Raw genomic sequence first — 10,844 nt, 5'->3', positions numbered from 1 at the left:
GCGCAGGCGGCCGACCGACTCCGTGAAGCGCCAACACGGTCACTGCCCCGCTTCGACGTCCAATAGCACTCATGATTCCCGGCCAGAGGATGTCTAAACCGTATAGTCCACCGCCGCCCATTCGAAATAGGGCTTTAAGTCTGCGACTAAAGCCTGATGCAACGGATGGAATAGATAGGCGTCGAGAGCCTCAGCATCTGCGACTTCCGATTCGAGCACGTAGTCCCAGCTGATGGGGCGTTCGAATTCGTTGGCCGCGACGCGCCAGAACTGAATGGCAGGAATGTCTGCACCGAGAGCCGTCATGCGTGCCGCCAGTTCGGCTTCGCGTTGCGCGTCTGGAGCGACGTCGGTGCGGCGGCGAAAGAGTACGATGTGACGGATCATTCGCCTGCCCTCGTTGCACTTTTCAGGTGATAGCCTCGGCCCGAATAATCGAAATCCACGAGTTCGTTAATGGGGGTTTTGGGATCGGCAGGCGAGGCATAGTAGGCGCGAATTTCAGAGATCTTGCCTGTCTGCGGATCGAAGTCATACCACTCCGCGCCTCTCAAGGCCGTGCCCTGCTTGTTTTTCCAGTGCGTCCACTCGATCATAGCCTCGGGCGTATCATGGCTGACGATGATGCGTTCGATGGTCCATTGCGAGCCCAATGTCTCGACGCACCATACCCATTTGCGGGCAATCGTGTCAGCGCTGCGCCAAGGGACTTCCGGTAATCCGGCGGGGAAGTAGTGCACGGCATCCGGCGTGAAGCAATCCACGAGCGCATCGTAGTCTGCTGCGTTGCAGGCGTCAAAGTAGCGTCGAATGAGTGCGGCGTAGTATTCGGGAGTGAAGGATTCGGACATGATGGTTCCTCGGTGCAATCAGCGACGTGCAGGCTGGGCGGGGGCGATTGCTGGGCGGCCTGCGGCAATCCATTGCTTGTACTGTTCGCGTGTGGCGTCACCAGGCGGATACAGTCCCCATAGTGGTTCACCGGCCTGTACTCTGAGCGCGAGATACGCTTCGATGTCGTCACGCTTTTCGCAGAGGTCCGCCATTTCCTCGGCCATGTGAGCGGGGATGACTGTGATGTTGTCACCATCGCCGTGGATAACGTCGCCAGGGTAGATGGCCACGCCTGCGCACCCGATCGGGACTTGCAGGTCCGCGACATGGTGATAGCTCAATCGTGTCGTGGCGGTGACGCCTGTGCTCCAGATCGGGAAATCCATGTTGCTCAGCTCGGTGCCATCGCGAAAGGTGCCATCAGTGACGACACCGCGCGCGCCGCGCATCATCATGCGGGTGATCAGCATATTTCCCATGGATGCCGCACGGCCGTCCTGATTGCTGTCGATGACTAGTACATGGCCGGGCTCGACTTGTTCTACGCCTACCCATTGCAGGTTGTCGGCATTGGGAGAGGTCGTCAGATTGCCGTAGAAATCCACGTCTTCGCGAGCGGGAATGAAACGCATCGTGTAGGCGCGGCCCGCAAAGGGTTTGATCTTTTTATTCAAGGGGCGCAAGCCATGCAATACCGGTTGCCGGATGCCTTTGATATAGAGCTGAGTGGTCAATGAACCGCTGGTTGCCTTGGCCAGACGATCGAGCACCGAATCGGGCACATACGGGGCCGGAGCGCGTTGAGGAATGTTAGTCAAGGGCGCTGGCACGTCTTTCATGATGTCTGTCTCACATGGTGGGATTGAAGGGGTGCATGGTGTTGAGGGTGCACATGGGTTCATCCTAGTGAGCTTTGAGGTGAAATAGAATGGCTTGACCGATACCCGCTGGCGGCGATGGCGGGTCCAGTACCACCATTTGAGACAAACCATGGCCACCTCTACAGGCGAGGGCACCGGCGCCCTCGAGAAAGCGCTGGATGTGTTGGATGCAGTAGGCACGGCACCAGAGGGATTGGGGCAAAGCGAGTTGGCCGACCGCCTGGCATTGCCGCGTACGACGGTGTATCGCTTGCTGGCGACGCTGGTCGCGCGCGGTCTATTGCGGCGGGACCCATTGCGCAAGGTGTATTGCCTGGGGTTCCGTTGTTTTGAAATGGCGCGTCAGGCCTATGCCATGCCGGACCTGGTGGCAGCTGCCGCGTATGAATTGCGGCTGTTGCGCGATTTGACGGGAGAAACTACCTATCTGGCCGCGCTGGACGGGCGGGAAGTGATTTCGCTGGAGCGCTGCGATGGCGCGCATAGCCAGCGCTCTGCGGCAGCGCTGGGTGAGCGCAAGCCTGTGCACTGCACGAGCCAGGGCAAAGCGATTCTGTCGGCGATGCCGGATGCGGAACGTGAGAGTTTCGTTCGGGATGCCGTACTCAAAGCGTTGACGCCGTTGACGATTACCGATCGCCGTCGACTGCATGCGGAGTTAGGTATTACCCGTGCGCGTGGATATGCCATCGATGATGAGGAAATCGTGCTCGGTGTGCGCTGCGTGGGTGCGCCGGTCATCGACAGTGCAGGTCAGGTGCGGGGTGCGATCAGTGTCGCGGGGCCGGCGTATCGTTTGACCCGGGAACGTCTGGAACTGCTGGGCCCTGAGGTGGCGGAGGCAGCACGGCGAGTGGGCGCGCAATTACAGACGCAGGCGGCTGACACGAACGCGGATGCCGAAGCGTCTGTCACCGCGGTGCCGGGTAGATGGGCGTTTCATGGAGCACATCCGATTTCATCGGATGACGGACGGAAGCTGTGGTGGGCAGATGTGCTCGCCCCATCGCTACGCTTGTATGAGAACGGCGAGGATCGGGAAATCTGCCGCGTGGAGGCCCCCATCATTGGTTTGGTCCATGATGGGGATGGTGTCACCGTCGTGCATGGGTCTGGGGTGCAGCGGGTCGGTGCTGATGGAACGGCGGCGGCATTAGTGTCATGGGTCAATGGTTCGGTGCTGGCACTGTGCAATGGCGAAGAGCAGGCTATTTGGGTTGCATGCGGTCTGCCGGAATCAGGGGCGGCGATAGGATTATTGCGTGCCGATGGTACGTTGGACGTGCGCTGGCGGATTGGTGAGCCTGTACAAAGCTTGGCTTGGCATGCCGGCGAGAAAACGTTGTATGCGGCCTTGCAGGGCTCTGGATCGATTGTGATGCTGCGGCCCGGCGAGAACGCCGTTCGCCGGTTGACGAGTTTGCCGCGAGGGTCAGGCCGAGTCAGTGGGCTGGCATTCGATGCGCAAGGCGGCATCTGGACTGCACTGGCTGATGGCTGGTCAGTGATTCGCTTGACGCGGGATGGCCAGCTGGATCGCGTGGTGGGTCTGCCTGTGCCATGTCCGACCGACTTGGCCATGATTCAACGTCCGGACGGCGCGGCACAATTGGCGATCACGACCGAACGGCATCGCGTGTCTATTGATGCTTTGGGCACTGCGCCCTTGTCGGGGCGATTGCTGTTGCTGGATTTGTGAAGATCAAAGGCTTGTGAACGACTGGCAATCGCACGGGGCGGTGTCGTCACCATCCCGTGCTGAATCGAACATCGAAGATATCCAGGGGCTCACCGACGCCAGCCTCGGCCACCTCCGAATCCCCCGAAACGTCCTTCACCAAAACGGTCACCTCCGCCAAAGCGTCCTGCGAAGTCTGAGTCGCCGCGCATGGCGTTGAATCGGTCATCGCTCCAGTCGCGAGCCTGGCGCTGGTCATTCAGATAGTTCGACACATTGCCGGACGAAAAATCGCTGCGCTGGACCGGTTGCCAGCCTGACGAGGTGTGTGTCTGCCAGCCACCGTCAGCGGAATGCTGGTAGACATGGCCGTTGGCATCGCCGTAGACGTGACCGTTGTTCCATGCGACGGAGTTGCCGGTGTGGCTGTCATGCGCGACGCCGCGGCGATCCACGTTGTCTGCGCCATCGCCGGCCTGGCCGTTGGCCGTGGTGCTGGAGACAACGGTGCGTCCGGTATTGGCATTGTTGCGCACGCTTTGCCGGCCGGCGCGCCACTGGCCATCGTCGTTTTCGACGACACCCGAGCGGCTGGCGCCTGAGACGCCGGTCGAGTTGTTCCTGTAGGCGTCGCGCTGTCCCGCGGCGGCATTGCCGGTGTAGGCGTTGTAATCGGCACCGCGTGATCCCTCAAAGTGGCTGCCGGTGGCGGCGTTATAGCCGTCGGCATGCGCAGTGCGCCATTCGTTGCCGGTCCAGTTGTTATAGCCCACGCTGCGGGTGACGGTGCCGTGTCCCCAGCCGCCGTACACGTTGACCGTATTGATGTCCACGCCGCGAGAGTACGGGAAACCGCCGTACGGTCCCCAATAGGGTTCGGGCCCCCACATGTCGGCCATGGCGAAGCCGAAGGCAAACCCCGCGGCAGTGCCCAGTGCGGCGTCATAGCCATAGGTGGGCGGATAGCCGACCCAGCTGTTGTTCACAATGACGGGAGGATAGGTGTAGCCCGTGCCATAGACCACCGTGCCATCGGGGCCGGCGATCATGCCCAAGTAACCGGGGGTATAGCCGACGACGACAGTGTCCGGCGTGGAACCATAGATGTGCACGTATGTGACGTAATGCAGAGGCGATTCAGGAGGGATGGTGTAGACCGCCGCCGGTACGGAAGCCGCGACGCGCCAGGGACCTTGCGGTGAACTGGAGGTGAACCATACCGCTTGGGACAAGGCGTAGTACTCGTTGCTGGTGACTTGAATCACCGGCACAGACGTGTTGACGGCATAACGCAATTGCGTGCCGGCGACGCGGTCGAAATTCGGTGTGCCACCGACGTAGTCCACATGCAGCGTGGCCTTGGTGCGCGATACGGTCGCGGTCTGAGGGATGGTCGAGGCAATGAGGGCTTCTTTGGCTTGCGGTGTGCCGGGCACCGAGGCGAGCACGCCAGCCTGTGGATCATGTACGTCGATACGCGCAAAGTCGGCGCTCAGTTTGTTGCCGGGAACATAGCTCCACGTGCCGTTCAATGTCGAGGCGCTGAACCAGCGTCCCGACACGAGCAGGTAATAGCGGTTGTCTGCCGGCTGCATGAACAAAGCATGATCGGCGTTGTTGACGGACAGCAGGTTGGTGCCCTGCACGGGGCGCATCTGTGCCTGGCCCCGGATCAGGACCAGTTCTGCAGGTTTGGAAGACACGATCAAACCAGGCGCGGCGGGAGGGCGTGCCGCGCCTTTTGCGAGCATGGGATCGACGGGTGCCTGTTGTGCAGCGGTTGCGGCGACGGTGAGCAGGCCTTGCGATGGGGGTTCGCTGCGCCAGCCATCGGATAATGAACGCGAGGTGTACCAATAGCCCGCTGCGTTGACGTGATAGTCGCCATTTGTGGCACGCAAAATCAAGGCCCGGCTATTGACGACGCGTTGCCAGCCATCGGCGTGCGCGACGGGTTTCAGGACGGGGTCGCCATCGACCAGTATCAATACGGTGGGCGCGTTTTCGACGAAGATGCGCGGTGGCGTATTTTTGACCGGCATGGCCTTCAGGCTCGATAGCTGCTTGGAGGCGGCATAGCTCAGTTGCAGTTCGCTCAGGCGCAGCGTCAACTCAACCGGCAGGCGCGAGCTGAACTGGTCCCGTATGGCTTGTGCTTTGTCCGGCGCGGTAGGGACCTGGACACGCGTGATCTGCAATTGCGTCAGGTGGACTTCGTCGTTGGCTTTGTCGGTATTGGCGTCGGCACTGAAATCCGCTACCCCGTATGTTGGTTGGCCATTACTCGGGCCCATCGCGATGGCCATGCGGCCTGTGATGCGATTGCCGGTCCAGGTATCGATTTGGGGTTGGTAGACCTCGTAGCGCGTGCCATGAAATTCCAGCGTGCGGGGCCACTGGGGGGCTGCGCTCTGGGGTTGCGGTGCAGCGGCTTGTTGTGGTGCAGGTTGCGCAAAGACGCTGACGCTGCTGGCGGCTAACGGAGTAGTGAATAAAGCCGCGACGATGGCCGCGGTACGCACGCTTTTTGTTGTTTGAAACATGAAGCTTTCCTCGGGAGGGGCTTTCGTTTTATAGGGGAGCGTGGCTTCGCTACGTCAGGGAAGCCAAAGGGCAAGGCAGGACATCCACATCTAACGTTCACCTCTGAGTCAGCGGAGCCGGCAAAAGTTCCACTTTGACCGCATTCTCTATAGTCGCAAATTGTGCGCTACGGATATCAGTGCGTGCAAAAGATCAGAAGGCTGTCGTATTTAATGGTACTTATCAGGGAGTGTCCAGCGTTGATTGGTCGTGTTTTTTCGCGGCGGTTTAATCGGGGTGCCGCATCGAGGCTGACAACTCAGCCGCGCCACGTTCCTGCAGGGCATCGACGGCGCCCAGTCGATCGCGGATGTCTTTGTTTTGGCTGAGTTTACGCTTGCCGACTAGCGATGTGATCTCGATTTCTATGCCTACGATGTGTTGCAGCATTTCATTGATGAATGCAGGCTCGGAGTCGCCCATTTTCCATGGCTTGGGTTCGGACGCCTCGTGTGTTTTGGTCAGACGCGCAACGATGCGGCGCACGAAGCGTTCGTCGTCGTGGATGGTGAGAATGCCATGAGCGTGTACGACCTCGTAATTCCAGGTGGGGACTTGGCGGTGCGCCTCGTGCTTGCTGGGGTACCAGTTCGGCGAGATGTAGCCCTCGGCGCCCCGAAAGACGACTAGGACTTCGGACCCGGCCGGACAGGTTTGCCAGACCGGATTTGCGCGTGCGACGTGGGCGGACAGTCGCCCGTTTGTGCCGGAAGCAGGGTCCAGTTCGAAGGGAATGTGATTGGCATCCAGTCCATTGTTCCCATGCGTGATCAGGATGCCCAGCGGATGTTCGCGAATGATGCGATGCAGGGTTTCCGGGCGGGTTTCAGCAAAATGGGAGGGGATATACATGGCGATTTGACAGGTGCATAGCATGGTTGGCAGGAGATGACGCTATTCTGCGTGAAACTGGCACAATAAGAAGATCCAGTTTTTGGTAATTTAAATGAGCCAGTTTGATGCTGTTTCTAGTACGGGAGCGGGGCCTACAGGAGCGGGACGGCGTCTCTATGCGTGGTTGCGGGCTCAAATCGTGGACGGTGCGTTTGTGCCGGGAGCCCGGCTGCCGTCTACGCGTGCGTTGGCGATAGAGCAGGGGGTGTCACGTACGACGGTGACGGCGGCCTACGAGCAGCTCGCGGCGGAGGGGTTTCTGGTGACGGCGGCCGGCCGCGCTGCCCGGGTCGCCGTACCATTGGCCCAGGCCGCTTCCTTGCCTCGAGGGCGCGCACAGCCCGCATCGCCCGAGGCGGTGTTGTCGGATTTTGGGCGCCGGGTGGCCATGGCCGACTTGCAGCGTCCGGTGTCCGCACCGGCGATTGATTTTCGATATGGCGCGTTGGCGTCGAGGGATTTTCCGGCATTGGCCTGGCGTCGGGCTTATTTGGCGGAATTGCTGCGGCAGCAGGACAGCCTGTGCTACATCGCCCCCGAGGGGGATGCGGCATTGAGGCATGCCATTCAAGGATATTTGAGGCGTGCGCGCGGGCTGGCCTGTGACGTCGAGCAGATCATGATGGTGCATGGTTCCCAGCAGGCTATTGATCTCTGTGCGCGGTTGCTGTTGAATCCCGGAGATAAATTCGTATTTGAGGACCCAGGCTATTTGATGGCACGGCGCTGTTTTGAGGCGACAGGGGCCAAGCCTTTGGCGATACCGGTGGATGAGCACGGGCTGGATACGGCTCGGTTGCCTATGGATGATCGCGTGCGGCTGGCATATGTGACGCCGTCGCATCAGTTTCCGCTAGGAGGCGTGTTGCCTGTGGGCCGGCGTATGGAGCTGTTGCAATGGGCACAACAGCATCAGGCCTGGCTGATCGAAGACGACTACGATGGTGAGTTTCGTTATGGCCAGCGTCCGATCGATGCGTTGCACGCCATGGATCCTGATGGCCGAGTGATTTACGTCGGTACGTTTTCCAAGGCTTTGTCGCCGCAGTTGCGGCTGGGCTACTTGGTGTTGCCTGCTGAGTTGGTGCATGTTTTTCGTCAAGCCAAGCAATTGGTTGATCGTCATGCTCCTGTGCTGGAACAACGTGTGCTGGCGTCGTTGATAGAGAGCGGCGCATACGAGCGTCACGTGCGCCGCATGCGCCGTGCAAACGAACGCCGAAGGTCGGCATTGCTGGATGCGGTGGGGACGTGTTTGCCGCCTGATGTGCAGGTAGTGGGAACAGCGGCAGGGCTGCATGTGGTGTTATGGCTGCCGTCTTTGCGCTGTCAGGATGAAGCCGCTTTGGTGGCTGCAGCGCGCGACAAGGGGTTGGGTGTTTATCCGGTTTCCCCGTTATATGCCGCGCGCGCGTCACCGAAGGCCTCTCGGCCTGCGGGGTTGATCATGGGCTATGCGAGCTTGGACTTGAATGCTATTGGCGAGGGCGTGCGCGTCCTGGCGGCGGTGATTGCGTCGCTGGCAGTATTGGCGCCTCAATAATAGATATCGACGTAATCAGTCAGGTGATCGCAGGTCTGCATTTGCTGCAAGCGCCAGTAGCGGCGTTTGCCTGTGGCTTTGAATTCAAAATCGCCGGTGCGCTCGCAACGGCGTCCTTGATCCGGTGCGTCCACGATCAGGATGGTGCCGCGAAAGAGAAAGCGGTCTTTGTCGATCGAGACGATATCGCCTGTAATGTCGAGCGCGCCTTCGGCGTTTTCTTGTGTGCCTGCGATGCTGACGACATCGTTTTTATCCGTTGCGACCAGATGACCCCGTTCGTCGGACCAGAGCCATTGCAGGGTGACGCCGCTGTTGTGCATCAGGCGTTCATAGGCAGTCTGGTCGCGGATTTCGGTTTTTTGCACGGGAGCGAGTGCAGTAGCGCTGGCTGCGGCAGCCGTTGCGGCCGGTGCAGGTTCTTTTTGTTGTGTGGTGTCGGGCGCCGCCATGACGGCAGAGGCACTCAGGGCGAGGCCGAGCGTAAGAAAAACCAGACGCTGCATTCTTTTTTTTCCAATGCAAAAGTGAAAAGAGATCGTGTGCATGGCGGGTCTTGTCGATTCAACCTGGATGGATTTGCCGGATTCTAAACGCCGATCATGTCAGCGGCGATCAGTCCATGTAATTGCGAGCCTCTTTCTCACCGGCCCATTTGCGCAATGCCGAGATGAATTCGGGGCATACGTTGCCTTGTACGCTGGTATCGACAATGACGCTGTCTTGCATGCGTAGCAGGACCGTGCATTCGTAGACCGATGTGCGGTTTTCGTAGTGGCCGTAGTTGGTCTGTTGGAAAACAGGTGTCGCGGCTCCGCCCCTGGAGCCGGGGATCATGCCGACCACTTGCTGGCTGCTGCCGTCAGAGACCCATGCTTGATAGGGCTGAGCCTGGTAATCCGACCACTCCAATTCCATGGTGTTGCCGACGGGGCGCTGTTTGGATGGCTCGCCCAAGGCGGCAATCGCGTCATCGATAGAGCGGCCTTTCATATTTCGGGCAATGTTCACGCTGGGGGATAGGGAAAAATCGCCTTGTAGCAATCCGCTCAGCGAGGGCAGCGAAGAGCTGCCGCCAGACGGCATAGGGGCGCAAGCGCTCAGGCCCAGCGTGGCCAGCAGTGCGGCAAAAATGCCCAGTCGGGAACAGCGGGACATGTGCAGACCTAAATGATGTTGTGATGTCTGGATGTGACGTATCGGGGTTCCGCGCACAATGCCACAGCGTTTGCCGTTATGGGGCGGAATACGAATTTTGGGGTGGCGCATTTTGTTTCGTTTCGTGACGTTCAGCTTGTTTCGTTTACGTCGTCTTTTTTCTGCAGGGTGCAGAAACGCCGATATTTTTACCGAAGATGGAAATCGTTTTCCCTCGTATTAAATAAAAATTGTTACGTAATATGCAGACCTGCGTGACATCTCGTGTCAGAAAGTCTGAGGGGCTTTGCTAAGATCGTGCCGATTTGTGACAGAGCCATGGTGTGCCAGTGACTGCTTGCCTGCATGCCGCCATGGCGTAGTACGCCTTGATACCTGAACCCCTGAAGATGCCTATCCATTTGCTCTCCCGTTGCTTGCCCCTCATACGCGCTGCCGGCACCGTGCTTGCGCTGTTCTCGGTATTGGCGCTCTCGCCGGTTCATGGGGAAACTGAAAGGTTCTACGGTGCGACGTCCACGGACGAGAAATTCGAAAAGCTGTATTGGGCATTGCCCGAGACAAGCTCTGAGGAGGCGCAGGCTGCCGCGGTGGCCGAATGCAAGCGTGCCGGCGGCAAAAAATGCCAGGCGCTGAATTGGTTTGCCGACAGTTGTTCGACATGGGCACGCGATACGGGAGGACGGCTGTTTCCGGGTTATAGCGCGTCTCCTGAAATCGCCGCCAAACAGGCCATCCGCCGTTGTACCGCCGAGAGTCCGCCGGGCAAGTGCAAGCTGGCTATGCTGCCTGTTTGCGTAGGGCCGGGCTATAGCCCTGAGCATAATCAGGCAGCGGCAAAGGCGACGTCGGCTCAGCTGGAGGCCTTGTCAGCCAAGCTGGATCAGCGCGGCTATTGGGGCGCCATTACGGAAACAGAAACCGGTGGTTTGCAATATGCAGACGACTATCCCAGCGAAGAGGAAGCCGTTAAAACGCTGCTCGAATGGGAGGAGTGCAAAGGCTGCACGAAACTGCTGACCTACACCGATAGCTGCGTTGGATTGGCCTGGGAGAAGGGCGTCAAGGGCCGTGGGACGAGTTTCACGCTGCTTAACCCCGATCCCGTCGTTGCACGAAACGAAGCCCGTGCGACGTGCAATACCAAGCGGGGCACTTCCAGTTGTGTCGCCATGGTTCGTTGTTCGGGGCGTGCTTATATCGACGGCTATCCGGGATTTGACGAAAAACCGAATTGATTCCACGGCCAGGCTCTGGCCGTGGAACTGCAACG

At 59.5% G+C, this 10,844-nt stretch carries 10 protein-coding genes; 3 read left to right on the top strand and 7 right to left on the bottom strand.

All coding sequences use genetic code 11. The annotated features are described in order from the left end of the window. Nucleotides 1–93: 93 nt before the first annotated feature. The 3 genes from ACNA0J_RS25275 to ACNA0J_RS25265 are packed head-to-tail and all read right to left on the bottom strand — an operon-like array spanning nucleotide 94 to nucleotide 1,673. Entirely contained in the window at nucleotides 94–387 is a 294-nt protein-coding gene (locus ACNA0J_RS25275) for a Dabb family protein (protein WP_415821664.1), read from the bottom strand. Then, nucleotides 384–851, bottom strand: a complete 468-nt coding sequence (locus ACNA0J_RS25270; protein WP_415821663.1) for a nuclear transport factor 2 family protein — start codon at nucleotides 849–851, stop codon at nucleotides 384–386. Before ACNA0J_RS25270 ends, ACNA0J_RS25275 begins: the two co-directional genes overlap by 4 nt. 18 nt (nucleotides 852–869) lie before the next feature. After that, nucleotides 870–1,673: an RraA family protein gene (locus ACNA0J_RS25265; protein ID WP_415821662.1), complete on the bottom strand. Its 804-nt coding sequence runs from the start codon at nucleotides 1,671–1,673 to the stop codon at nucleotides 870–872. Nucleotides 1,674–1,824: 151 nt separating this feature from the next. On the opposite strand from ACNA0J_RS25265, the gene ACNA0J_RS25260 reads away from it, so the two are divergent. Beyond that, nucleotides 1,825–3,414: an IclR family transcriptional regulator domain-containing protein gene (locus ACNA0J_RS25260; protein ID WP_415821661.1), complete on the top strand. Its 1,590-nt coding sequence runs from the start codon at nucleotides 1,825–1,827 to the stop codon at nucleotides 3,412–3,414. Between the two features lie 89 nt (nucleotides 3,415–3,503). Here the strand turns inward: ACNA0J_RS25260 and ACNA0J_RS25255 are convergent, their stop codons facing one another. Both ACNA0J_RS25255 and ACNA0J_RS25250 read right to left on the bottom strand, forming a co-directional pair. Beyond that, nucleotides 3,504–5,936 (bottom strand): carbohydrate-binding family V/XII, encoded by a 2,433-nt coding sequence (locus ACNA0J_RS25255; RefSeq protein ID WP_415821660.1) that lies wholly within the window; start codon nucleotides 5,934–5,936, stop codon nucleotides 3,504–3,506. A gap of 268 nt (nucleotides 5,937–6,204) precedes the next feature. Further along, on the bottom strand, nucleotides 6,205–6,828 hold the full coding sequence (locus ACNA0J_RS25250) for an FMN-binding negative transcriptional regulator (RefSeq protein WP_415821659.1): 624 nt from the start codon (nucleotides 6,826–6,828) through the stop codon (nucleotides 6,205–6,207). Between the two features lie 94 nt (nucleotides 6,829–6,922). On the opposite strand from ACNA0J_RS25250, the gene pdxR reads away from it, so the two are divergent. Continuing rightward, nucleotides 6,923–8,413 carry a MocR-like pyridoxine biosynthesis transcription factor PdxR gene (gene pdxR, locus ACNA0J_RS25245; protein ID WP_415821658.1) on the top strand — a complete coding sequence of 497 codons (1,491 nt, stop codon included), beginning with the start codon at nucleotides 6,923–6,925 and terminating at the stop codon, nucleotides 8,411–8,413. On the opposite strand, the gene ACNA0J_RS25240 is transcribed toward pdxR, so the two are convergent. After that, nucleotides 8,407–8,919, bottom strand: coding sequence for a hypothetical protein (locus ACNA0J_RS25240; RefSeq protein WP_415821657.1), 513 nt, complete (start codon nucleotides 8,917–8,919; stop codon nucleotides 8,407–8,409). The genes pdxR and ACNA0J_RS25240 overlap by 7 nt on opposite strands. A 109-nt stretch (nucleotides 8,920–9,028) precedes the next feature. Continuing rightward, nucleotides 9,029–9,571, bottom strand: a complete 543-nt coding sequence (locus ACNA0J_RS25235; protein ID WP_094822708.1) for a hypothetical protein — start codon at nucleotides 9,569–9,571, stop codon at nucleotides 9,029–9,031. A 389-nt stretch (nucleotides 9,572–9,960) separates the two neighbouring features. On the opposite strand from ACNA0J_RS25235, the gene ACNA0J_RS25230 reads away from it, so the two are divergent. Continuing rightward, nucleotides 9,961–10,809, top strand: a complete 849-nt coding sequence (locus tag ACNA0J_RS25230) for a DUF4189 domain-containing protein (RefSeq protein WP_415821656.1) — start codon at nucleotides 9,961–9,963, stop codon at nucleotides 10,807–10,809. Nucleotides 10,810–10,844 lie beyond the last annotated feature (35 nt).

It is taken from the genome of Bordetella tumbae, assembly GCF_965139195.1.
Lineage (GTDB): Bacteria > Pseudomonadota > Gammaproteobacteria > Burkholderiales > Burkholderiaceae_B > Bordetella_A > Bordetella_A tumbae.
The sequence above is the reverse complement of the archived record's forward strand: the minus strand, read 5'-3'. Positions and strand labels throughout refer to the sequence as shown.

Bases quoted from the DNA above. Each gene is read 5' to 3' on its own strand.
- ACNA0J_RS25235 (WP_094822708.1), bottom strand. From the start codon at position 9,571: ATGTCCCGCTGTTCCCGACTGGGCATTTTTGCCGCACTGCTGGCCACG.
- ACNA0J_RS25230 (WP_415821656.1), top strand. From the start codon at position 9,961: ATGCCTATCCATTTGCTCTCCCGTTGCTTGCCCCTCATACGCGCTGCC.
- ACNA0J_RS25250 (WP_415821659.1), bottom strand. From the start codon at position 6,828: ATGTATATCCCCTCCCATTTTGCTGAAACCCGCCCGGAAACCCTGCAT.
- ACNA0J_RS25240 (WP_415821657.1), bottom strand. From the start codon at position 8,919: ATGCAGCGTCTGGTTTTTCTTACGCTCGGCCTCGCCCTGAGTGCCTCT.
- ACNA0J_RS25270 (WP_415821663.1), bottom strand. From the start codon at position 851: ATGTCCGAATCCTTCACTCCCGAATACTACGCCGCACTCATTCGACGC.
- pdxR (WP_415821658.1), top strand. From the start codon at position 6,923: ATGAGCCAGTTTGATGCTGTTTCTAGTACGGGAGCGGGGCCTACAGGA.
- ACNA0J_RS25260 (WP_415821661.1), top strand. From the start codon at position 1,825: ATGGCCACCTCTACAGGCGAGGGCACCGGCGCCCTCGAGAAAGCGCTG.
- ACNA0J_RS25275 (WP_415821664.1), bottom strand. From the start codon at position 387: ATGATCCGTCACATCGTACTCTTTCGCCGCCGCACCGACGTCGCTCCA.
- ACNA0J_RS25265 (WP_415821662.1), bottom strand. From the start codon at position 1,673: ATGAAAGACGTGCCAGCGCCCTTGACTAACATTCCTCAACGCGCTCCG.
- ACNA0J_RS25255 (WP_415821660.1), bottom strand. From the start codon at position 5,936: ATGTTTCAAACAACAAAAAGCGTGCGTACCGCGGCCATCGTCGCGGCT.